General features: G+C 35.2%; 25 protein-coding genes and 1 tRNA gene. 18 read left to right on the top strand and 8 right to left on the bottom strand.

Features of this window, described 5'->3' with window-relative positions:
- Window positions 1–54: 54 nt before the first annotated feature.
- From ACKGJO_RS10510 to ACKGJO_RS10495, 4 genes are all read left to right on the top strand, one after another.
- Window positions 55–552 carry a hypothetical protein gene (locus ACKGJO_RS10510; RefSeq protein WP_411323394.1) on the top strand — a complete coding sequence of 166 codons (498 nt, stop codon included), beginning with the start codon at window positions 55–57 and terminating at the stop codon, window positions 550–552.
- Window positions 552–2,249: a multicopper oxidase family protein gene (locus ACKGJO_RS10505; RefSeq protein ID WP_411323393.1), complete on the top strand. Its 1,698-nt coding sequence runs from the start codon at window positions 552–554 to the stop codon at window positions 2,247–2,249. Before ACKGJO_RS10510 ends, ACKGJO_RS10505 begins: the two co-directional genes overlap by 1 nt.
- Before the next feature lie 157 nt (window positions 2,250–2,406).
- A complete protein-coding gene (locus ACKGJO_RS10500) occupies window positions 2,407–2,586 on the top strand; it encodes an HAD family hydrolase (RefSeq protein ID WP_411323392.1) in 180 nt (59 codons plus the stop codon).
- A complete protein-coding gene (locus ACKGJO_RS10495; protein ID WP_411324084.1) occupies window positions 2,567–3,061 on the top strand; it encodes an HAD family hydrolase in 495 nt (164 codons plus the stop codon). The genes ACKGJO_RS10500 and ACKGJO_RS10495 overlap by 20 nt, the downstream gene beginning before the upstream one ends.
- A 9-nt stretch (window positions 3,062–3,070) precedes the next feature.
- Here the strand turns inward: ACKGJO_RS10495 and ACKGJO_RS10490 are convergent.
- Window positions 3,071–3,143 (bottom strand) — tRNA-Arg (locus ACKGJO_RS10490).
- 112 nt (window positions 3,144–3,255) lie between these two features.
- Between ACKGJO_RS10490 and ACKGJO_RS10485 the strand changes: the two genes are divergently transcribed.
- The 4 genes from ACKGJO_RS10485 (at window position 3,256) to ACKGJO_RS10470 (ending at window position 6,257) form a co-directional block, all read left to right on the top strand.
- A complete protein-coding gene (locus tag ACKGJO_RS10485) occupies window positions 3,256–4,689 on the top strand; it encodes a hypothetical protein (protein WP_411323391.1) in 1,434 nt (477 codons plus the stop codon).
- Window positions 4,690–5,436: 747 nt separating this feature from the next.
- Window positions 5,437–5,631 carry a hypothetical protein gene (locus tag ACKGJO_RS10480; RefSeq protein WP_411323390.1) on the top strand — a complete coding sequence of 65 codons (195 nt, stop codon included), beginning with the start codon at window positions 5,437–5,439 and terminating at the stop codon, window positions 5,629–5,631.
- Window positions 5,624–5,848, top strand: coding sequence for a helix-turn-helix domain-containing protein (locus tag ACKGJO_RS10475; protein WP_411323389.1), 225 nt, complete (start codon window positions 5,624–5,626; stop codon window positions 5,846–5,848). The genes ACKGJO_RS10480 and ACKGJO_RS10475 overlap by 8 nt, the downstream gene beginning before the upstream one ends.
- 181 nt (window positions 5,849–6,029) lie before the next feature.
- Window positions 6,030–6,257, top strand: coding sequence for a hypothetical protein (locus ACKGJO_RS10470; protein WP_411323388.1), 228 nt, complete (start codon window positions 6,030–6,032; stop codon window positions 6,255–6,257).
- A 107-nt stretch (window positions 6,258–6,364) separates the two neighbouring features.
- On the opposite strand, the gene ACKGJO_RS10465 is transcribed toward ACKGJO_RS10470, so the two are convergent.
- The 3 genes from ACKGJO_RS10465 to ACKGJO_RS10455 form a co-directional block, all read right to left on the bottom strand.
- The gene (locus ACKGJO_RS10465; protein ID WP_411323387.1) at window positions 6,365–6,604 is read right to left on the bottom strand and encodes a toxin-antitoxin system YwqK family antitoxin; all 240 of its coding nucleotides are present in this window, start codon (window positions 6,602–6,604) and stop codon (window positions 6,365–6,367) included.
- 351 nt (window positions 6,605–6,955) lie between these two features.
- On the bottom strand, window positions 6,956–8,860 hold the full coding sequence (locus ACKGJO_RS10460; RefSeq protein ID WP_411323386.1) for a BspA family leucine-rich repeat surface protein: 1,905 nt from the start codon (window positions 8,858–8,860) through the stop codon (window positions 6,956–6,958).
- Between the two features lie 443 nt (window positions 8,861–9,303).
- Entirely contained in the window at window positions 9,304–10,188 is an 885-nt protein-coding gene (locus tag ACKGJO_RS10455) for a hypothetical protein (protein ID WP_411323385.1), read from the bottom strand.
- A gap of 400 nt (window positions 10,189–10,588) precedes the next feature.
- Here ACKGJO_RS10455 and ACKGJO_RS10450 point away from each other — a divergent pair, with 400 nt between their 5' ends.
- Window positions 10,589–11,296: a helix-turn-helix domain-containing protein gene (locus ACKGJO_RS10450; protein ID WP_411323384.1), complete on the top strand. Its 708-nt coding sequence runs from the start codon at window positions 10,589–10,591 to the stop codon at window positions 11,294–11,296.
- An 8-nt stretch (window positions 11,297–11,304) separates the two neighbouring features.
- Here ACKGJO_RS10450 and ACKGJO_RS10445 read toward each other — a convergent pair whose 3' ends face one another.
- Entirely contained in the window at window positions 11,305–12,087 is a 783-nt protein-coding gene (locus ACKGJO_RS10445) for a hypothetical protein (protein WP_411323383.1), read from the bottom strand.
- A 245-nt stretch (window positions 12,088–12,332) separates the two neighbouring features.
- On the opposite strand from ACKGJO_RS10445, the gene ACKGJO_RS10440 reads away from it, so the two are divergent.
- The 6 genes from ACKGJO_RS10440 to ACKGJO_RS10415 all read left to right on the top strand — a co-directional run bounded on the left by ACKGJO_RS10440 (window position 12,333) and on the right by ACKGJO_RS10415 (window position 16,773).
- Window positions 12,333–12,569 carry a hypothetical protein gene (locus ACKGJO_RS10440; RefSeq protein WP_411323382.1) on the top strand — a complete coding sequence of 79 codons (237 nt, stop codon included), beginning with the start codon at window positions 12,333–12,335 and terminating at the stop codon, window positions 12,567–12,569.
- Between the two features lie 469 nt (window positions 12,570–13,038).
- Window positions 13,039–13,380 (top strand): hypothetical protein, encoded by a 342-nt coding sequence (locus ACKGJO_RS10435; protein WP_411323381.1) that lies wholly within the window; start codon window positions 13,039–13,041, stop codon window positions 13,378–13,380.
- A gap of 32 nt (window positions 13,381–13,412) precedes the next feature.
- Window positions 13,413–13,928 (top strand): hypothetical protein, encoded by a 516-nt coding sequence (locus ACKGJO_RS10430; RefSeq protein ID WP_411323380.1) that lies wholly within the window; start codon window positions 13,413–13,415, stop codon window positions 13,926–13,928.
- A gap of 244 nt (window positions 13,929–14,172) precedes the next feature.
- The gene (locus tag ACKGJO_RS10425; RefSeq protein ID WP_411323379.1) at window positions 14,173–14,796 is read left to right on the top strand and encodes a hypothetical protein; all 624 of its coding nucleotides are present in this window, start codon (window positions 14,173–14,175) and stop codon (window positions 14,794–14,796) included.
- Between the two features lie 89 nt (window positions 14,797–14,885).
- Complete coding sequence (locus ACKGJO_RS10420; protein ID WP_411323378.1) at window positions 14,886–15,860, top strand: hypothetical protein; 975 nt, start codon at window positions 14,886–14,888, stop codon at window positions 15,858–15,860.
- A gap of 172 nt (window positions 15,861–16,032) precedes the next feature.
- Window positions 16,033–16,773, top strand: a complete 741-nt coding sequence (locus ACKGJO_RS10415; protein WP_411323377.1) for a hypothetical protein — start codon at window positions 16,033–16,035, stop codon at window positions 16,771–16,773.
- A 100-nt stretch (window positions 16,774–16,873) separates the two neighbouring features.
- On the opposite strand, the gene ACKGJO_RS10410 is transcribed toward ACKGJO_RS10415, so the two are convergent.
- Together ACKGJO_RS10410 and ACKGJO_RS10405 are read right to left on the bottom strand one after the other, a co-directional pair.
- Complete coding sequence (locus ACKGJO_RS10410; RefSeq protein WP_411323376.1) at window positions 16,874–17,497, bottom strand: recombinase family protein; 624 nt, start codon at window positions 17,495–17,497, stop codon at window positions 16,874–16,876.
- 120 nt (window positions 17,498–17,617) lie between these two features.
- Window positions 17,618–18,262: a hypothetical protein gene (locus ACKGJO_RS10405; protein ID WP_411323375.1), complete on the bottom strand. Its 645-nt coding sequence runs from the start codon at window positions 18,260–18,262 to the stop codon at window positions 17,618–17,620.
- 328 nt (window positions 18,263–18,590) lie between these two features.
- Here ACKGJO_RS10405 and ACKGJO_RS10400 point away from each other — a divergent pair, with 328 nt between their 5' ends.
- A complete protein-coding gene (locus tag ACKGJO_RS10400; RefSeq protein ID WP_411323374.1) occupies window positions 18,591–19,553 on the top strand; it encodes a toxin-antitoxin system YwqK family antitoxin in 963 nt (320 codons plus the stop codon).
- Window positions 19,554–19,767: 214 nt separating this feature from the next.
- Window positions 19,768–20,736: a DUF4917 family protein gene (locus ACKGJO_RS10395; RefSeq protein WP_411323373.1), complete on the top strand. Its 969-nt coding sequence runs from the start codon at window positions 19,768–19,770 to the stop codon at window positions 20,734–20,736.
- Between the two features lie 30 nt (window positions 20,737–20,766).
- Here the strand turns inward: ACKGJO_RS10395 and ACKGJO_RS10390 are convergent, their stop codons facing one another.
- A complete protein-coding gene (locus ACKGJO_RS10390) occupies window positions 20,767–20,967 on the bottom strand; it encodes a hypothetical protein (RefSeq protein WP_411323372.1) in 201 nt (66 codons plus the stop codon).
- A gap of 286 nt (window positions 20,968–21,253) precedes the next feature.
- Here ACKGJO_RS10390 and ACKGJO_RS10385 point away from each other — a divergent pair, with 286 nt between their 5' ends.
- Window positions 21,254–23,704: a DUF5686 family protein gene (locus tag ACKGJO_RS10385; RefSeq protein WP_411323371.1), complete on the top strand. Its 2,451-nt coding sequence runs from the start codon at window positions 21,254–21,256 to the stop codon at window positions 23,702–23,704.
- The last annotated feature ends 88 nt before the right edge of the window (window positions 23,705–23,792 follow it).

The following is a 23,792-nucleotide window of genomic DNA, read 5'->3' as shown; positions in this document are numbered from 1 at the left end:
ACAAGAGCAAGACATCTGATAATATCGATATTTCTGATCTGCTCGGCTTTTAGTATGGAACTAAAGGCCGAATCAGATCCTCCTATTCACTGTTTGGAAACCGATTCTGAATACTATGCCATCGACCTGGTGACCACCAAGAATATACCCGGAACCGGACAGGCCAAGGGTAAAGCGGTGATGAAGTTTTCACCCAACCCTTTTGGTATTTCCATTGCTAAAGACGGATCCTACCGTCACCGCTTGGATATCCAGATCAATAGAGTCAACAAACCTAAAGAGGGTGTATTTGTAGCCTGGGTGACCACGCCGTCTCTGGATAAGGTCAGGTTGATAGGAACGCTTGATGAGGATCTTGAAACTTCAGGTACGGTCGATTGGAATAAATATATTGTGGTTATCACCCACGAAGAAGAAGCTCCCTCTCCTAACACAACCATGTGGTCCGGATCTATTGCTTTTCGCGGATTATCCAGAAGCGGGCTCATGCATACCATGGCCGGCCACGGACCCTTTGCCCAGGAACCCTGCGCTAAATACGGATATTATTAATGTTAAAGCTGTACCCTAAGTTCTTTTTGTTTCTCCTGATCACATCAGGAATTTCCCTTCCATCAATAGCCCAGCACGAACATCATAATATGGCCGGGCAGGGCATGAACATGGATTCTTCCAAAACGGTATGGAGAATGCCTCCCATGAACATGGAGATGCCCATGTTACCCGGAATGCATAATGAATTACCGCCGGTGGAGCCGTTTCTTGCAGGCATGGGACTGGATAAAGAAGATATACCCTACGCAAAGCCCCGTGAGATACTGGAACTGGCCGACGGGGATACCGTGGCCCTGCAGGCTTCCATTGTCCGCCGCAACCTGGAAGGTACAGACTATGTGATGTACGGTTATAACGGACAGTACCCGGGGCCACTGCTGAAAGCTCCTCAGAACAGTACGGTTGTGGTTGAATTCAACAATCAGATCGAACTTCCGACCACGGTTCACTGGCATGGGTTGCGACACGATTATCGTTTTGACGGAACCATGTTTTCGCAGGATCCGGTGCAGGTCGGTGAATCCTTTACCTACGAATTGTTTTTCAGGGATGCCGGCGTATACTGGTATCATCCCCACGTGCTGGAATATATTCAGCAGGACTTGGGGCTGTATGGGAATATGCTGGTTGAACCGCCCGAAGAGGATTATTACAGTCCTGTGAACCGCGAAGAAATGGTGATCCTGGATGATATCCTGATCGACGATCAGGGCCTGATCCCCTGGGGGAAGTCGAGCCCGAGCCACGCCCTGATGGGGCGGTTCGGAAACGTGATGCTGGTGAACGGGAAAACCGATTACGAACTAAGCGTTGACAAGAATGAAGTGCTGCGTTTTTATATCACCAATGTAGCGAACACGCGAACATTCAACATGGTATTTGAAGGGGCCAAGGTTAAGGTGGTTGGCTCCGACATCAGTAAATTTGAAGAAGAGGTTTATACGGAAAACGTCCCGATCGCGGTGGCGGAGCGGTACATTGTAGAGGTTCTGTATGAGGAGCCGGGCACCTATCCGATCCTGAATTCAATACAGGCCATCAATCATTTTCGGGGAGAATTCTATCCGCATCAGGATACCTTGGGGATGGTGACAGTGTCTGAGAATGAAGTGGAAGAGTCCTACACGGAAGCCTTCAATACCCTGCGGGTGAATGAAGATGTGAAAACCGATATTGCTGAATTTGAAAGCTATTTTGATAAGCCGGTAGATAAGGAACTGGAACTGACGGTTGCGGTGCAGAATTTACCGATCCCGATCATGCAGTCCATGGAGCTGGATACGGCCTATGTGCCTCACCTGGAATGGAATGATACCATGCCCATGATGAACTGGCTCTCAACGGGGAAGCAGGTGGAGTGGATCCTGCACGACCCGGCCACCGGCAAAAAGAACATGGATATCTACTGGGATTTCAAGAAAGGGGATATTATCAAACTCAGGATCTTCAACAACCCGGACACCTTTCACCCCATGAATCACCCCTTCCACATTCATGGGCAGCGCCACCTGGTACTGAATATTGACGGAGTGGAAAATCCCAACATGGTCTGGAAAGACACCTCCATCATACCGGTGGGTTCTACCGTAGACCTGCTGATCGAGATGTCCAACCCTGGAAAGTGGATGATGCATTGTCATATTGGTGAACATTTAGATGCAGGAATGATGTTAGGTTTTGAAGTAGGAGAATAAATTGCAAATTTCACATGAGTGATCTAATATCTTGGAAAAGAGCGAAGGTGTGGCACACTCCTGAAATGGATATGTTAGCTTAACTCTGTAGGATAAGCGATATATTATTTTGGGAACCTTATTTAAAAATGCTCACTCACTAATTTCAACAATTAAAATGCAGAAGATCGAAGCGGCAATCTTTGACATGGACGGGGTTATTGTGCACAGTAATCCCACCCATAAAAGAATAATAAACGAATTTTGCCAAAAGTACGGCTTGGAAGTTTCAGACGAGGAACTACAAAAAAGTATACGGGCGAACCAATCAGGATTGGATTCCGGCTGTGTTCGGTGAAATTTCTGAGCATAGAATTGTAGAACTTGCTGAAGAAAAAGAGCAAATGTTTAGGGATGCTTTTGATCCTCAAGAGCATCTGGTTTCCGGGTTTGTCGATTTTTTGAATGCCTTAAAAGAATACGAAATCAAATTGGTGGTGGCTACTTCAGCTCCGGCTGATAATGCCGTTCATATTTTAGAAGGATTGAATATCACGGATTGTTTTGACCAGGTTCTCAATTCCTCGCACGTTACAAAAAGCAAACCCGACCCGGAGCCTTACCTGAAAGCAGGAAAAGCTGTCAGTGCAGATCTGAAAAACTGCATCGTGTTTGAGGATTCGATCTCCGGAGTACAATCCGGCCTAAATGCCGGCGCCAAAGTAGTGGGTGTTGCCACCACCCATACCCATAACGAGTTAAGTAATTGTCACTTAGTGATTGATGACTTTGAGGAACTGGAAGTAGATGAAATAGAAAAGCTGTTGGTCTAATAGTAAAAGTGACCCCGCCGGGAATCGAACCCAGATCTAGGACTTAGGAGGTCCCTATTCTATCCAATTGAACTACAGGGTCATGTATAAGTTTAATAAAAACAATATCTATTAAACTTAAGTATAAATTTCATAATCGTTTCATAATCATATTACGGATTTTTGTTATACTATATCAATGAAAATCTGAGATTATGAAAAAGAAAGACTTCGGTTACTCTAAGGACATTGTAAAGTACCTTCAAAGTGACGGTACAATTCCAAATGGTTCCTTCACTATTCAAAAAAACACACAGGGTGGAAAAGTATATCACTACTGGTATTATAACAAATCAAAGGGTACAAACAGACTGATTCATTTATGTTCTGTTAATGATAAAGGAGATGAGGAGAATTCGTTTCAGAATAGTGTTAAGATCTTAAAGGATAAACTCAAAGGAATCTCAAAAACAAAAAGGAACCAGACTTTTCTCAATGTTATTGATGATTACATTGAAAGATTAGAAAAGGAAGGTGAGGAGAATGTACGGGGTACAGAACGGACTAAAAAAACAACTCAGGATATCATTTCACATGTAAGAAAACTCCGAGACTATGTGGTTGAAAAACCCATTTCATTAAGAGGAGTTCAAAGGGAAAGTTTTAGAAATTATTTTGAAGACTTTGTTAGTTATCTCATCTACGATTACGAAAAAAGTAATGGTGAAAAGGGGTTATCTGATAATTCTATAAGGGTTATTCTTATACATATTCAACAGTTTTTGGATGAATTAGTAGAACCAAGTAGAGGGAATAGAGTGATAAAATATCATCCCATTTCACCAAACTTTAGAAAGAACCTATTTTCTGTTAGACGAAAAGAAAAGTCAATCCCTGATTTCTACACTGTAGAGAATTACATAGAATGGGTAGAAAAACTATCTGAAAAAGTTCGAAATGTTTGGTTGGAATATATCAAGAACCCAGAAGTTAGACCTGAAAAATATACCTCTGTTTATTTTACTTCACTTCTTCAAATACTTTATGGGTTTAGAATAGGTGAATTAGTTTATTGTTACTCAAATAAAAAGAGTATGGAGAGGATACATGGGAAAAAGAAAAGTGGGTATTCATACATTTCACCGAATAAACACATATATACCTTTGTTATTTATTGGAAGAGAAAATTTGGGAGAGTAGGTGTGGACTATAATGTGTTTTCTTGGACTAAATCAGACCAACTAAAACAGGAGAAAATATTCCTTAAAGAACACCACAAAAAACCTACCTATAAAACAAATATTATAGATGTAATTATGTATTTGTATTCTGATGAAGACAGGTTATTTCCTTTTGATATGGGAACTTTAAGAAAGAACTTTGACAAATATGTGTTGGATGAACTTGAGTTGAAACATACAGATGTAGAAAGAACACATGACCTGAGAGACATGATGATAAACTTTAATCTACATACTAAAGGTGTCTCACCATTTGATTTGTCTCAGATAACAAGAAATTCCGTTCAAACCATGGAAAATTATTATATCCATACAAGTAATGAGATAAGTATTTCAAACAGTGAAAAACTTTCAATTAAGAACCGAATAAGTGAAGTGTATAATCTTAAAATGGAAAAGGATAAATAATCTTTACTGTATCAAATAAATTAAGGTCTTTTGAAGTATTCATATATAGATACACAGTACAGTAGTTGAGTTTGTATCTGTTGAAAAAACGAAAAAGATGGAAACAAGTCCCCAGAAGAAAGACAGAAAAAGAAAAAACGAGTACTAAAGTTTATTCAATCTCACTTGATGTAGGTCATTACATCTCTTTACCTGTTCCAACATTCCCACATCAGTTTTTCGAGGGATATGAAGTTTAGTATCACCGATACATCTATAAGTATGTACTTGAGAGAGAAAACGAATAAAAAAGTTGAAAAAAGTTTGAATTAGTTAGTTCTGAACCATTTTCTTCGGTAAAGAATGAATGGTATCAATCCATATTCGAGTCTTCCTGAATGACCGATATACTCCACGAAATACCCTCTTTATTTCATGTTTTACTCTTTTCAGAAACGGAGATTCATCAGGTCGTTGTACCTCTACTGAACTTATCACTCGTGTTATTGTCTTTGTGGATTTGAGGAGTTCTTCAAAGAGTTTTCGATAATTTTCACACCCACATACTTATACATACTACCAACCTGAAACAGAAACCTTTTTAAGGAAGACTCTTGGGGTGAAAGACAACATTCACACCGAACCGGTCTTAGATAATCAATCAGTAGGTATTTACCTCACCAAGTTTATAAATAAGGATATTGATTACGATCTCTTTATAAAGGAAAAGAATGACCAGTAAATACCTTAAATAATTAAATCAAATATATGAAAAACAGTGAGTTAAACAACAGACAAGAGGTAATTGATTACTGTAACAGAAACCCCGAAGAATTTGTAAAGAGGTTTCTTGAGAAATATGACCTGATTGAACCTCAACGGGGTTACCTGAATCGTCTTTCAACAAAAGACCAAAGAGTGTCACATATCAAACAACTAATAAATAAAGAAGATCATGAATGAAATAATTGAAAATGAATTACTGGAAGAAAGGGAATACCTGACGGTAAAAGAGTTGATGAAAACCCTCAACATATCAGAGAATACTCTCTATAGATGGGTAAGAAAAGGACGGTTGAACCCAACTAAATTCAGAAATAAAAATTACTTCAAAACCAGTGATATAAAACAATACCTGAATAAGGTGTTTAACAATGAAACCGTAGAAGAATACTCATAAAAGAAATATTCACAGACTAAAGGGTCAAAATAGAGAATAATTACACTGAGAGAATTTATAAAAGGGGTTTAGGTTTCGTGTAACTAACAACTTTTGAAAACCTAAACTCTGGATCGGACACATTCAGATATCAAAGTCCATTTTTCACTCAACTTTGATTCTACCAAACTCACTCATCACAATGAATAAAGAAAAGGAACAACTTCAAAAATGGTTGGGGAAAATTGATTCCCACATAGAGAAAAAACTCAATGATATTGAAAAAATAAACATCCGTGAGATTGACAATTTATTCTCACTCAGAAAAGTAATTCTTCAACATCTGTCAGACATCATAAAACAGGAGAAAGAACGAAGAATGTGGATTGAGTTTGAAAAGGAAGACAATGGATACAAATATCGTCTATAAGTTTTCCAATGTAAGAGATTGAATAAGTCAGAGGTGGTTAGTTACTCAAGAGGACTGTGATCGTCAATCTGGGTTGAAATATGAAAGTCAGGAACCGAAATAATACCCTATACTCGGTCTCCATCTATGTATTTAACAGAAGAAACAACACGAAATTCCAAATCATACTTTCTAACCGTTCCATCTAATTTACCCATCTTGTAGTGTTCGTGTTTTTGAAAATATCCGTTAGGATAAAAGTGGTTCCAAATTCCGTGTCTTTTACCCTTTAACAAACTTCCCATCGTTTGGAGAGAACCGTTAGGGTGGTGAGTTGAATACGGGACTAATTGGTTGTGTCTGTTCATGATCATTATAGTTGTGATTCTTGGAATAGATTTGTGGTGTCAGACAACTATTTAAAATACGAAAATGATCTCTCTACTACATCTGATAAGTAATTTAATCCGATTTCTACATTTCTATGAAATAGAACTTGAAAAAATACGAGAGAAAACTCATTATGGAAGAATGATGTAAGTCAAGAATGTGGGAAAGTTGGGGAGAACCAAGGGTTCTACATAATCCGATAAAAAATTCATGGAAAAACCTACCTCCAAGAAGATAAAAGACTACTTGGGGTAAAGTCTTACTATCGGGGATATTTCTAAAGTGTTTAGTTTTCTACTTCAACTGTACAGAAGATTAAGAATTTAATTTTATGATGGACAAGTAAACCACGTTGGTTTAAATTCATTTCTTAATGGAACGTACCCCTTTAAAGTAACTCCACCTCCCCTTGGATTATTTGAAAAGGTATTGGGTTGTCTATGTAAACCTGTTGTACACCAATCCGATATATCTTGGTCGAAAATAGATTCTCTAAACATTCTCTCCATATCAGTCACATTACTGACATCCCAATCCCCAATAGGTTGATTGAATACCTTATTACCGTAAAACATCTCTTTCATAGTGGTCACATTACTGACATCCCAATCTCCAATAGGTTGATTAAATTCACTATAAGAAAACATCTCTTTCATAGTAGTCACATTACTGACATCCCAGTCCCCAATAGGTTGATTAAATTCACTATCGGAAAACATCTGATTCATAGTGGTCACATTACCGACATTCCAATTACCAATGGGTTGATTAAATTCACTATCGGAAAACATCTGATTCATAGTGGTCACATTACCGACATTCCAATTACCAATGGGTTGATTAAATTCACTATCGGAAAACATCTGATTCATAGTGGTCACATTACCGACATTCCAATTACCAATGGGTTGATTAAATTCACTATTGGAAAACATCTTATCCATATTATTCACATTACTGACATCCCAATTTCCAATAGGTTGATTGAATTCAGTGTAAAGAAACATACTTTCCATATTATTCACATTACTGACATCCCAATCCCCAATAGGTTGATTGAATTTACTATTTCTAAACATTTTACTCATATCAGTAACACTACTAACATCCCAATCCCCAATAGGTTGGTTGAATTCAATGTTAATGTCCATAATAGGTTTACTATTATTGAACATTTCCCTCATATCAGTAACGTTACTAACATTCCAATCACCGATAGGTTGATTAAATATCTTATTATCGTAAAACATCTGACTCATATCAGTAACACTACTAACATTCCAGTCCCCGATGGGTTGATTAAATTCACTATCGTAAAACATCTGATTCATAGTAGTCACATTACTGACATCCCAGTCCCCAATGTTCATATTATATGAAGAACGTTCAAACATTTGACTCATATCAATAACACTACTAACATCCCAATCTCCAATAGGTTGGTTGAATTCACTATAAGAAAACATCTCTTTCATAGTGGTCACATTACTGACATCCCAGTCCCCAATAGGTTGATTAAATTCACTATCGGAAAACATTTGATTCATAGTGGTCACATTACTGACATCCCAGTCCCCAATAGGTTGATTAAATTCACTATCGGAAAACATCTGATTCATATTTGTCACGTTACCGACATCCCAGTCCTCAATGTTCATATTATATGAAGAACGTTCAAACATTTGACTCATATCAATAACACTACTAACATCCCAATCTCCAATAGGTTGGTTGAATACATTATTGTCATATAACATACCCGACATATCAATTACTTTACTGACATTCCAGTTGTTAATGGGATGATTGAATTCACTATCGGAAAACATCTGATTCATAGTAGTTACATTACTAACATCCCAATCTTCAATAGGTTGATTGAATCTACTGAAATAAAACATCCAACTCATATTAGTAACATTACTGACGTCCCAATTTCCAAGGGGTTGGTTGAACATACTTTTTCTGAATATACTACCCATGTCTGTAACATTACTCACGTCCCAGTTATTAATTGGTCTATTGAAAGAACTCCCCTGGAACATTCCATTCATAGTAGTCACATTACTGACATCCCAATTTCCTATTAATTGTTGAAATCTTATTTTATTTTTAAATAAATTATTCATGTCTGTAACTAATGACACACATAACTTAGTTAAATCAGAATCCTGTTGAATCCTTTTATCAAGTAGTTCTCTATCTACAACTTCATATTCAACTCCATCCAACATTCCCTTACTACCTATACTGGATTCTGAACAAGTTATTGTTACACCATTTGTATGTAGTTGTAATCTCGCTGGTTCTAGTTCTGGTTCTTGTTTTTTTGTACAAGAAAAAATTGTAAATAAAACTATTGATGTAAGTATAATTGTTTGTTTATTCATATTTGAATGATTTTGAATAATGAGATATCTAATACAGTAATCGTATGATTATATTTGAAGTTATTTCTTCCGTATTTACTTGGTTTGAACAGACCCCTTACATCTCATCGAAAACAATACTTATATTTTCACCGTAGTCAATATAGTTTTCATCAGAGTTATCAGATAATAAAGAACAACTAGAAGTACATATCAAAGGAATTATAAAAGTGTAGAATATAAACTTCATTTTGTAAGTTATGTTGAATTTTACTCAACGGAGAGAGTATTATAACTAATTAAATCTTCTACTCTTCCCAGATTATATCATTTGGTTTTATTGTCAATTTAAGAGTGGTAATACTTTGATTTAATCTTTTTTCAATGTCATCCATGTTTTGGGTGTTATACTCCATGGTTGGATAACCTGTTAATATCAATGGGTCATTGTCATTGGGATTTGGACTACCTGATAATTTGATGACCCCTGTAGGTCTTGAAAGTGTGTATTCATCAACGTACCGTTCATTACGATAGATAGTTCCGAAATCAAAATCGTTTCTCAAAAATTCTGGTTTGATCAAATAGGCCTCCAATCTTGTAGAAAACTCTAAACCTACATTATACATGACCTCTTTGTGGTAACTGATAAGAGAGTCTTCTATGAAATATTCGTATTTAACATTTTCATCAGAGACATTGAAAATATAATCAGTTTCCCCACTTTTCGTATATCCTTTAACTTCACCAACATCCTCAATTACACCACGAGTGGTGTATAATTCAATATTTATTTTACCTTCTTGTTTAAGTTCCCCCGATTTGTAGTATTGATTATATTCTGAGTTATTAAAGTTTATAGTAAATTCTGGGTTTCGATATTTACCGACTTTTCTTCCCTCTACAGTTATGGAGTCAATATCACTATCCTCATAAAAGTCAGTGATTGAAACAATTTCTCCCTTCTCAAACTCCATCGTGAAACCAACCACTTCATTGTCTCCAGAGGATAGTACATACCTCTCATCTTCAAATACGACGGTTCCATTTATTGGTTCTCCATAAAGAGTAAAAACTTCACCATTCTTGTTCATATCTTCAGAATAATAATAGTTTGTTTGTTCTTTTTGGTTACAGGATGTTAAAACTGAGATCAACAAAAATACAATTGTGGTGGAAAGAATTGTTTTCATAACGAATTATTATTTAATGTGTTTTTATTATTGTCTGAGATATTTTCAATTTGACTTAGGTCTATTTTAAACATCCCGAAACTATTTATCTATAGAATTCTAAGTATCGGAAAATCTATTTGAGTATTAGAATATTTTTTCCTCCACTGGTTATTTCTTCTACTTCTTAAATCATCAATCAGATTTAGTTTTCTAACATTGTTTGATAATCCCCATAAAACATTATCCCTCACATTTTAGTTAAATAAGGAGATTTCTTGATGGTAACTCTTTTATATTTTTTTATTTACAGGAATATTATAAGATTTTAATATTAGAAATGAAACGATAATTAATACTGTCAACAAATGTTTCCAAAGTATTCTACTAATTTTGTAGAATATATTTCATATCCTTATTTATGAAACATATAGGAAAACACCTACGGGAAATCAGAAATAATTGGGGAAAAACACTTAAAGAAGTGTCTGAAAAGTGTGGGGTGTCCATTGACTATTTAAGTAAAGTAGAGAAAGGAGATCGAGTACCTACTGAGAAACTTCTTAAAGATATTTCCAAGTTCTATTCTATTCCGTATCAGGAATTAAATGAATTACGAGTTTCCGATGAAATAATGAGATTGTTTTCTGAGGTAGAGGATAGGATGAAGATGTTGAAGTTGGTCAGAAAAAGATTGAAGAATCCCGATCACCACATTCATATTTCAAACTCAAATCCGTTAAAGAAAGAAAAATCCAAACGGAAATATATGAAGGGAAGTAAAAGAGGAAAAGTGAAGGGATTGAACTTCTATATCCAATCAAATGGGAAATTGAAGAAACGAGAAAGGGAACAGTTACTCAAAGTTAGTGAGGATTATATGTCCTTAACAGTTGTTAAAGTATTGGACTCCTCATTATCTGACATTGAACTTATTGACGAGTGGAATCAATTCTTTGACCAACATGGAATGAGGTTTCCTGAGTTTGAAGAACAGTGGTTTAAGGAGAACCCCATTCCGGAGGAAATGAATGACAGAGAGGATGATTCAAATTCAGATAAAAAGAAAAAGATAGAACTTCCTAAATTCTTGAAAAAGAAAGATAGTTTGAGGTCAGATTTGGGATAGAATATTATTTAGTCTCTTCCCCATTCGTATCGGTCAATCCCGTTTTCCTCACAAAAGGACATCCAATCTCGAATTGAATCTAAGTTATGGGTTTCAGATTTAAACGTTTCCCAATTTGAATCACAGACCTTATAACGAGTGTATTGAGTAATAAGGACTTTCATTTCATCTTTTACAAAATCAATAGGGTCATCACTCCAGTCTTCCTTATAAACTTCACTTAAAAATTGTCTACATGATTCCTCATCCTGTAAATAAAAGGTTTTTCGGAATGTATCGATTACACTTTTGACCTTCAGATACCATTTAATATTCTTTTCAATTGGTTTCCCGTCGTAGGTGTAAGATAATCGTTCAAAACTTGGTCGATGTTGTTGACCAGATTTAATTTTTTGAGTCTTTGAACTCCTATCTCTTATGTCCCAACTTAGTTTAAATTGAAATTTCTTATCTACATGTGAAATTTGTTCATAATACTTTTTCATTTTGAGTTCGAAACCATCCTCTTGTTGATTTCCTTTTAATCTCTCCTTCTCTTTTTCAATCTTTTTTTCCAGTTTTTTAATCTCGTCTTCATATTCCTTTATCCTCTGTTTACATCTATAAACAGTTCGATGGTATCTCCGGTATTCCATGTAGTTTCGATATTCATCTTTTGATAAAGATCGATAAACCTTTTCAGGTAAGAAATCAAAAAACAGTTCCTCATCTCGACTGATATAATCCTTTTTCTTTTTCCCCATTTTTTCGTCTGTGACTAATGATTTTTTGTTTTGAGAAGTGTAACCCATCAGACAATCATTTTCAAATCAATAGTTCACTTCATAAATCACTGAATTTGATTAGTAGTCTCATCCTTTCCAACTAATCGACCCACCACATTTGAAACCTTTCATTTAGAGTACAATGACTTTCTGACCCTATAAGGATTATTCTCTGAGTTTGTTGGTCACCAATCGAAACAGTTCCGACCCACCATATTTGATAGAATACTTTATGGGTGTTGATGATGACAATTAACCCTAATAAGAGAAAAATGATAAAAGATCACTTTGTTAAACGACTTAAAGAACGATTCGGGTATTCAATTGAAACTTTACTGATGGATTTAAAGGAGTTCGAAATAGTGAATAACACTTCTGAATTCTTAGATCATTATCCATTTCTGAAAAAGAAGTACAGATCCTCTGATACAGAACTCATCATTTCAGAACGACTGAATATGGTCATCGTTTCTGTAAATAAGTCACTAATCACTTGTTATCAACTTTGAGAAATAACCATGAATAGAAAAATTGATGTGTACCACACTACTAAATGGGTAAACAACCTAAGTGTTAGGAAATCAAACTTTTTGAGTGGAGGGGTTGTAGGTCATTACTTCAAAAGGTTCCAACCTACCATAATTGATGGTTTATCATATAAGTGTTGTGACTGGGATGGTTTGTCACTTCAAATAACAAATCAATAAACACTAAATGGAGTATTCAATATGAAACAAATAATAACACGACAACAACGACGAAAAATGGAACGTGATTTCGAGAAGAAACTGAAACAACTAACTAAGAATAATGAATCGGTGATCTTTCTTGTAATTACCGATTAATGTGATTCTGGTGGGTTTTTCATAGAAAATAGATAAACCCACCACAATTGAAAGTTTATCATAAAAATGTTGTGACTCGGATGATTAGTCACTCAAAATTTAACTCAATTACTAATTCAAAAAAGAACAAATAATGAAAACAAAGACAATGATAACAACCATAAAATTCAGTACTCCAAAAGTACTTAAAAAGAACAAAGAGGGTAATCAACTCTTTGTGAAATTTAAAAATAACAACATGATATATGATGTCATTATCACCCGTGTTGGTAAAAACGACTTCTACTATGAAGACAAGGGGATTTTCCGAAGAAGATTCAAAAGTTTAAGATTCATGTTTTGGGAGTATGAACTACCAAAATCGTTGAAAAAAGATGTTCAATCACTACCAGTTGTCAAAACAAAATTGAATACCTACTTCAATGGAATGGATGATTCGATCTCTCAAATGATGACTCAATATTTCAAGAACTAATATTAATTAACCAATAAAACAAGTAACTAACAGTGAATACAAAACCAATGATGATAACAGGTAAAGACGAAATCAAAGAATATTTTAATCGGGTTGAAGAAATGGTTAAACATGAATGGGAACAGACATTCAAAACAATGACACCTTCCAATATTGACCTGAAATTGGTGACGGAACCAATTCTCGATACGACCTATGATTCAATGTCTTGTAATAAAAGAATCCGACTTTCAATTTTCGATGACCCACACACTGTTAAAGTGGTTTCTTCAAAAAAACCAAAGAAAAGAACATCGAATGTACTTATCCAACTTTGGGATGTAGAGAGTTACAAAAGTTTGATTTACGGATTAGATATCAGAGACGATTGTGAGATGGATTGGAGTGGAGATGAAATCCCACTTACGAAACCTGAAAAAGTTTTGACCTCATGGTTGTTGGATTCAAGTGAAGGAAAACGAGTCGGTCCCATTACAGTAATAAGTGATGTGGTAAAATCTGTGTCTGATAAGAATGGGTTTATAAACGTCTTCCGAGTACTGGATTAATCAAAACAAAAGTAATCTCCCCAACTCACAAAATCTATCTGGTTGGTGTTGGATTATCTAACAAGATTTGAGGGGAACCCCCTCACTTTTAAACCTTACTTAAACACAATAAATGAGTGGATATTTAAAACAAAGGTGAAATAATACAGTTCATCACATTATTTATAAAAATGGATAAACTTTTCTCATGTAATTTTATATTCTGAAAGAAAGAAGACTAAAAATAGATTCATAATAAGTAAATATGTTTTACAAGGATAAACCGATAACGACATTTCAGTCCAGAGACAATGTAATATTTAATAGTGTGATGGATAGTCAGAGTGAAAATGACATGTTGTTACATATATTTGAACACTTTATTCATGATTTGATACAACTAGAAAGTGATAAAAGAGAAGATTTAAGATTCGTAGTCTTGAAGGAAAATATTTTTGTTGAAATAGTAGTGTATGAATTCTTGAAAGTTATACTTCCCGGATTGAATGAAAATCTCTCATTGTCTATAATGTTGGAGTTATGTATTAATTCAAAGACTATTCCAACTGAAATTTGGGAGTGTGGAAAGGATTTAAATAAAATTAGAAATAGAATATCTCATTCAAGTACTAACAAGAATGGATATCGTAAAATTGTTAGAGATATAAAATACGATGATAAACTAAGAGGTCATTTTAATAATCTTAGGAAACATCTCAAATTATTTCATCCAGATACAAATTTCGATGGTGATGATATTATACTTTATAAAAAAATTCTGTTCTCATTTCTCTGGTCTGTAATGAAATTTGAGAATACGGTTCAGAGATATTTTAATCATATTAGAAAACCGAAGACCATTCAATCTTTTTTAGATACCATAGACTAATGATTATAAAAATTCCCTGTCTTTAATTAATCTACATTTGTATGAATTATATGTTATTACGAATACATCTAATTATTGTTTTTACACTTTTGGTAATCCAAGGATCTTTTTCTCAAGAAAGAAAAAATGGTATAAACACTAGTAATATTGATACAACAGAAGTAGAAAAAGTGTACCACGAACCAACAATAGTTGGTCAAAAGAAATTGACTGAGTTTACTCTTTGGGATTATTTAGATGGTAATAAGAAATGGAAAGGTAAAGAAGGATATGTGAGTTATCTTAAAGAAACAGATGGGGGTTTATTTTTGAGTAAAATTAGAATCAAAGATGAGATATACTATTCAATATCCTACGAAGAACATAATGACAGTTATGTTGAAACTACTAGTTTACTTTTATCAGAAGAATCTACCGACAAACTGTTCTATCCTGAAAAAATTAATATGGTCTGTATACTGGATGAATCTAAAGAAGAATATTTTTATTTGACCAGGAAATCAATTTATTCCAGATTGACTAAAACTGTATATAATCAAGTTGATGAGTTCACAAAATACAAAGAGTGTACAAGTTTCCTACCAATATATATTTCGAATGAGGGTCCAATTAGGTTTGTTCTAGTTGGATTAAACAAAAGTAAGAACCAAGAATACTATTTGGATAGGTTTGAAAATGGTTCCTATATCGAGGTAGATTCAGTTACATATTACGATACTTTTAATAAGGTATTCACAGATTCAAAATTTACAGATGACTTTATAGTAGAGGACTCGAAAAATAACTTAGATAATTATAGTCAAAGTCGTGAAGAGTCCAACTATTATTTTAGTGGTTCGGGTATCAATAATACGGAGAGATTTACAGTTAAAAGTCCTTGGAGAATATCGTGGACAAATGATGGACAATTAATCTCTGGTTATTTGATTGATAAGAACGGGGACCTTGTTGAGGTAATCATAAATTCTGATGAAAACAGAGGGACAAATAATATTTATAAGACGGGGACATTTCATATCAAAGTAAACACAATTGGAAATTGGGTTATTCGAATTCATGACTAAAAATCGATTTCTTCATAATGTTTCTAACAAAAATTAAAATATAGATCATCATAATTTATAGAAAACATTCTGATATTTTAGACAATGGTATATATATACTAGTTTTATGGACTCCAATTTAGATTAGTTTGGATACTATTCAGATATTGTTAAATGAAAAGGTTGGTGTTATATGAATAATCCAAAATGTTTATTCTCTTCGAGAGGTGACTGTGTTAAACAAATATCAGGAGAACATGTTATTCCAAATGTAATTATACCATCAGGAAAAATTACTGTAAAAGGGTTCTTTTGGTGTAAAGAAGAAAAATCAGTTGGACGAAAAAGTCTTGTAAATAATAATCTCTGTGAACACCACAATTCAAGTCTTTCACCATTAGATAATTTTGGTAAAGATTATGTTGAAACGATTGATAAATTCAATAAGAGAACTAAATCAATTAGAACAGTTGAAAAAAAGAGAATCCCGTATAAGGAATATAAACTTGATGGGAATCTATTAGAAAAACTGTTGTTGAAGTTGTTGATTAACATTTGTACACAGAAAGAATATCCAATCGGTATTGATTCTGATACTAATGGTAAACCATCAGAAACACTAATTGATTATTTGTACGAAGGATTTTTCACCTATCCAATGGGTATATATATGGTCGAGTCAAATCACAATATACAAACTAAAAATTTTGTCGTTTTTCAACCTCGAGTAGTAGGAGGTAACATTGTAGGTGGTCTTTTTGTATTTCGGGGTTTTCAATATTATCTACATTTAACTAATGAAGTGGTAGATACTATAAATAAATCTGTATTTAATGAAGATTTAATTCTCGGGGGTAAACTTTACTATAGAAGAGAGGGTATAGATCTTAAAAGAGATGGGAAAGTACTTCAGAGTATTAAATTTGAATGGTGATTTAATTTTAATCATGAATAAACTTGGTTGAAGTATTCGAAATCAAGACCGTTCTAATACGTCAGTACTGACTGATTATGTATTGAAAGAAAGGTGAGAATTAATTCACTTCTGTAAAGTACTCTTCATTTAATGTTTTCCTGACCTTATCAATTGTAGAATAACTACATCTACATCTTTTAGAAATTTCCTGAGTTGTATAACCGTTATCCAAGTCCTTGATAATCATTTTGGTCTTAGGTTTATTTAAAAACCTCTCTCTACTCTCTGTTGTACCTACTTTCCGTCCCCTGTAACCACCTTCTAACTTCCGTCTTTCAATTCCTTCTCGTTGTCTTTCTCTAATCATCTTTCTTTCAAAGTCTGACATGGTGGAGAGGATTGAAATCATCAGTTCAGAGAACATGTCAGTTTCACCCTGGTCATTCAGGTTCTGAAAGTTAGGATTTCTACATACTACCCGAATACCCATTTCAGTCAATTCTTTCCAAACGTTAAGAACTGAAATTGTGTCCCTCCCCAGACGGTCGATAGAGTGTACTTCTAATTGTGATAGTTTTTCTTGGTCTATCAGTTCTTTTATCTGTGACCCTTTAGGTCTTTCCCAAAGAGGGATGGAACCACTACACTTATCCGTGAATACATAGTCAAAGGAATCAAGGTTTTTTAACTGTCTTGACTCGTTTTGTTCCTGAGTCGAAACTCTTGAATAAAATACTTTCATATTATTTACTATTTAAGGGTGGGCTAATTTTAACCCTATTATAGTAATAAAACACCAGTTTAAACACAACTGAGAGGGGTGACTATTTTACTGATTGGAGTATAGTCTAAAAGAGTAAGATTAGATTTTATCATCAGGATGATTTGTATTTACGAATTTAAACATTGACTCATTTATAAAATCTGAACTATCATCTACATATCCGATGAAATGACTCAATTCTGAAATTAATTGAAAAGAGGTACTTAAAATTTTGTCTTTATAGATTTTTGAATCTCCAAGTAAAGTTGACTTAGGGTCAACTTTCTGTATTTGAATCAAGTAGTGGAAATTCTTTTTTTGATTAGAATCTAATTCCTGATAATAATCTTTAATTGAAAAGTTCAGATAGTTATGGTCGTGAACAAACTTGTTTCGTAATTGAGTTAATTCCTTTAGAAACCTTTTAAAACTTGATGGTAGAAGATTAGTATCTGTAAGGAAAGATATGTACCCAATGTTTTTGTCTCCCATACTTAAAGTATTAACAAATTTTGAAAAATCTAACTCGGTATACTCTTCAGTTAGTATAATACGGGTCGATTTGTTTAATAGGTTAACTATTGAGATTCTACAAAATTCTTCTAAATAAGAATGTAGTTGTATAATAAATGTCCAATCTTCTTTTTCAACAAGACTGAGGTAATTAGATAAATCAATTTCAAATTTTTCAAAAATCTCAACAATATGTTTAAAAGGTTCAATATTGTCAGTCTTATTCTTCATAATAGATGGTTCAATGTTTTATTTTAAACAAACATAACTAAGTTATTGTCATTATTCATTTACTAAGTTGATACTGATGTATTATAGAAAATTCTTATTCCTCACTTCGGTTATTTGTTTCAGTCTGATTCTAAACTCATGTTTCAATACATCTGATTCAGATTTTGTAGTTAAGTCTGACAGACTTGTTGAAAGAAATGATACTACTTATCAAGTAAACAGTAATACTCCTTTTACTGGAACAGAAGTAGACTCCACAAATAATGTTTTGACTTTAAAAGTTGAGTATGAAAATGGGTTCAGAGATGGTCTTTACCAGGAGTTTCACTTGAATACACAATTAAAAAAGGAAGGGGAATTTGAGGATGGTTTCAAGATAGGTGAGTGGAAAACATATTATGATAATGGACAAATACTTAGTGTTGGTAGTTATCTTGATGGTATGGAAGAAGGAGTTTGGAAATCTTTTTATAGAGACGGTAGTATTGAGTCGGAGATAATGTACAAGGGAGGAACAAGGGATGGGACTTACAAAAAGTACCATCAAAACGGTGTTGTGAATGTTGATGTAAGATTCTCTGATGGATTATACGATAGTAGATATGTGGAACTAACTTCAAGTCAAGACACGATATTAACTGTTGATTTTAGGGAGGGTTCGTTTAATGGAAGATTTGTTGTTGATATTAGTCTGTATAATAGTGAGGGTGAGGGAAGTGAATTATTTGATTTAATCTCAACAAGTGTTGGGACTTTTTATAGTGTTAGTTTCAAGAAACTTAGTAGTCATAACTTATTCGAAGATGGAAATTTTTTTCTTTTTGAAGATGATATAAGTTCTGTGTCAGGTTTTTATAAAAATGGAGAAAGAGATGGTAGGTGGGTAGTAAAATCTGTTGGTAAAAAAAGTTTAGAATTAGAATACAAGAACGGGGTTAAAGACGGAGAATTAATAAAATACTTTCCATTATCTGAAACACCTCAATTAAAAGGAAGTTTTAATGATGGTAGTAAAAATGGTTTATGGAGTATCTTCTACCCAAACGGTGATATTAAAATAGAAATTAATCTGACTGATGATATTTATGATGGTTTTTATAAAAGATACTATGAGAACGGTAATGTTAAGTTAGAGGGACAGTTCAAGAAGGGAGATTTTTTTAATGTTTGGACTGAGTATAAACCTGACGGAACATTATGGAAACAAAGAACTTATGACAGTGAAAAATATAAATTAGAAGAGTTTGATGAAGATGGTAATGTAATTTACACAACTCATATGTGGTATTAAATCGTCTCAAAAATTTTACAGAAAATTATCAAAAAATATCGGTATTGATAATCGGGGTTTGATGGGGTTATACTGAATTCAACTTTAATTCAAAATAACCCAATATGTCATTAAAATATAATGAATTAAAAGAGATATCTGAAGATGAATCAATTGAGATTCATGATAAGAATTCAGGTAAGATGAACGGAGTCTCAAATAAAGAGAACCAGATATGATGAGAAATGAATTTGTAGAATATGATTCTAAAAGACTAAAGGGAACACCAATACTTTTAGGTAATGGTTTCAGTATCGGAGTAAATGAAAGGTTTGACTACAGAACTATATTGAGTGAAATCAGTAAGAAATCAAGTTCTAAATTGGAAAAATATATTCAAGAGATTGAGACAGAAAACATTGAAGAAATACTTCATGGATTAAATAGTGAAAAGGGTCTGAATAAAGTATTGGGTTTTGATAATAAAGAGTTGATAGAAATCGAATATGAACTAAAAGAGTTGTTCTGTAATGTTATTCTTGATTATTCAGTACCTCTTTCCCATTTGGATTATAAGACAGGAGTTAGAGATGAGTTAGATATGTTTGGAAGTATATATACTACAAATTACGATTTATCTGTCTACTACCTGATTTCTCTTATTGGATTTGAAAAATATTCTGATGGGTTTAATAAAAGTTATGATGGAAAACTTTACTTCGATAGGAATCATATTGTTGATGGGAGAAAAACCCTCTTATATTTACACGGATGTTTACATATATATCAATCAGGAGAACAGGTTTATAAAGTAAAAAGTAGAAGTAAAAAAGATTATCTAAAAAAAATCCTACAAAGAAAATTTAAGTCAAAAGAATTTCCACATATTATATCAGAGGGAGGAAGTGAATATAAATTAGACAAAATAAGTCAATCACCTTATTTGAGTTTTGTACTGGAAAGTTTGAGAGAAGACTCAAGTTCTGATTTATTTATTTATGGATATAGTTTACATGAGTATGATGAACATATTATTGATGTCATAAAAAGTAATTTTGAAACTATACATTACACCTACTATTATGAAAACAAGAATATTGAAGAAGAGTACAAGAGATTAAAGAATATTCTACCTGATACTAGTATATTTATCTATTCTCATAAAGACGTATTTAATGGACTCAATAGAAGACTTGAGTACTAAATCTATATGATGATATAGGGTTATAAGTTTCTATCTTTCAGGTTTTTTACTTAATTCATCCATTCTTTTCCACCAGGGGTTATTCCTTCTTCCCGTCAAACCACCAACTAAATTTAGTTCTTCAAAATCATCCACTGTTACCTCACCTCTATCCATTAATTCTTTAAGTGTGACAGTAGGTTGTCGGTCTAATATCTCTTTGTTTCTTCTTCGTGTTTTTCTTGAACTCATATATTACTTTCTTAAAGTTTAAGTGGAAATTGGAAGAACAAAATTTATAATCATGACCCTGATGAATTGATGATTGAATCGGATTTATAATCGAATTCATAATCATACATAAAGCTATGTAAGTAATTGTTAATACTTTATTTATATAAATAAGTATTATAACCAATTGAACTACAGGGTCGGGTCAAATGGTTGAACGAATATAAAAAAGATACGTAGCTTAGCGTAACTATTCACCTCTTATATAGTAGAAGGGGCATATTCATCTGTCCAAAAACCTGTAGATATGAAGATCAAGGCTTTCATTATTACTATTGCGGCAATTCTCTTTGGTTTTGCGTCGCTGATTGCACAACACAGGATCGAAGGTCGCATTGCCGATGCCGAGACCGGAGAGCCCCTGCCGGCAGCTCATATCGTGATCAAGGATACCTATAAGGGAACCATTTCAAATCAGGATGGGGAATTCAGCCTTATCGTAAGCGAGCTTCCGGTTACCCTTATTGCGCGTTTCATTGGGTTTGAAAGTCAGGAGGTAGTGGTAACCAATGCAGATGAGCCGGTTGATTTTCTGCTCCGCCCATCCATTGCCGATATGGGGGAGATCACGGTCAGCGGTGGGGATCCGGCCATTGCCATTATGCGGGAAGTGATCGAGCGAAAGAAGATCTGGCGGGCGGATCTCAATACCTATCAGGCTGAGGCCTATACGCGGCAGCAATTAAAGAATGACACGTCCATCATTTCCATTTCAGAAAGCGTATCGATCGCATACTGGGATAAGGAAAAGGGTTCGAGGGAGATACTGAAATCGAAGCGACAGACGGCCAATATGGATGAGGCCTCGAATTTTGCGGGGGTCAGTTACCTGCCGAACTTCTACGACGACAATCTGGATATTGCTGGTTTTAATGTGGTGGGTGTCACCCATCCGGAAGCTCTTTCCTATTACGATTTCACCCTGGAAGATATGCAGTCCATAGACGGGCAGGTGGTGTATGAGATTTCGGTTGGCTCTAAGCGACAATTCCAGCCTTTGTTTGAGGGAACCATCTTTGTGCTGGGCGAAGAGTATGCCCTTCTGGAAGTGGACCTCAAACCGAATGCCGTGGTGGTCTTTCCGCCACCGGTGCAGGATTTTGACCTGTCCTATTCGCAGCAATTCAGCAACTTCGGGGGCGATTTCTGGCTGCCGGTTGACGTGAGAATAGACGGGCTGGTGGAAGTGGGGGTGGTAGGACTAAGATTCCCGCCCATCGGTTTCAGGCAGGTTGCTAAACTGAATGACTATAAGGTCAATATCGAATTGCCCGACACTCTGTTCCAAAAAAATGAGATGCTTAGCGTTGATTCCGCTTCAGTGGCGATGGAAGACTCCATATTCTTCCGCCAGGTGGATGTGATCCCGCTGGATGAACAGGAAGAAGTAGCTTATGAATCCATTGACAGCACCGCCACGCTCGAGAAAGCCTTTAGGCCCACCGGTTTCTTCACGCGGTTCATAGACTGGGAAGAAGAATCAGGGTCAGACGGAACCACTGTTTCGGCCAGTACCGGTGGGGGCGGACAAAGCGGTGGCTCACAGAGTTCTGTTTTGTCTAAACTGTCCAGGAATATAACTCCACAGGCTCGCTTCAATCGCGTGGAGGCATTGTATGCAGGTTTAAAACACGAGCGGCGTTATGTTGATAACAGGCTGGGTTCAACTGTTTTCGGGGGGTACAGTACCGGATACGGTTCCGGCGAAGAAGCCTTTTCGTATGGGGTGAAAATGAGCTGGTGGCCATTGAAACATACGCGAAGGTTCGTTCTGGCTTCTGAATATAAAGTATTCAATGATACCCGGTATAATTCTGATATGTTCACCCCTACACTAACCTCATTCACACCCCTGTTCGGTTATCCGGATTACTTCGATTACTACCGCAATGAGAGCTTTTCTATTGGCGGAGCTTATCTGATGATGAAATTTCCGGGATCCATTCGCCTGTCATATCAGTACGAAGATCACGAAAGTATCGATTACAGTACGAATTATGACATCCTTGGACGAAGTGAGATCCAGCGCCCAAACAGCTATGTGGATGAAGGTCAGCTGAGTGCATTTAAATTGACGTGGAATGAAGGGAGTGATAAAAAAGCCTTTGGTGCTATCGGGGCAAATGATTTTGAATTAAGTGTGGAGCATTCAGCAGAATTACTGGGAAGCAGCTGGGATTACACAAAATTCAAGGTAGACCTCTACCGAAGTATTGAGACATTTTATCAGCGTCGGTTCTTCCCTAACCGGCTTGAAATGAGACTGAACGCCGGTACTTATATCGGAGAACTTCCCGTTCAAAAAAACGAAGTACTGGATGTGGCTCAGGGCGTCTTTACGCCTTTCGGTGCCTTCAAGACCAAGCGGTATATTCCCTATGAAGGTGCGAGCTATGTGGCTTTGAATGCCGAGCATAATTTTAAGAGTGTGCCCCTCGAAATGCTTGGTTGGCGCAGTGCCCCAAAGACCGGATTAAGTGTGATAGCTTTTGGTGGGGTGGGTAAGACCTGGGTTACGGATCGTCAGGTGAATGAATTTCATAACAGATATGGATCTCCACCGGTTCTTACGCAGGACTGGCATATGGAGGCGGGCATCTCGTTAAGTAATATCTTTAACCTTCTCAGAGCAGACCTGGCTTACCGAATAGATGATCCCGGTTTCTTCTTAGGGATCAGTGTGGCAAGATTCTTTTAAGGAAGGAAAGCTAAATTTCTTACATAAAAAAAGCCTGCAGTAAAAACTGCAGGCTTTAAATCGTTTACTAAGTTGTAGTCTGAACTAC

It is taken from the genome of Gracilimonas qinghaiensis (assembly GCF_046602855.1).
Classification (GTDB): domain Bacteria; phylum Bacteroidota; class Rhodothermia; order Balneolales; family Balneolaceae; genus Gracilimonas.
Note: the sequence above shows the minus strand (reverse complement) of the source record. Positions and strands in the feature narration are given on the sequence as shown.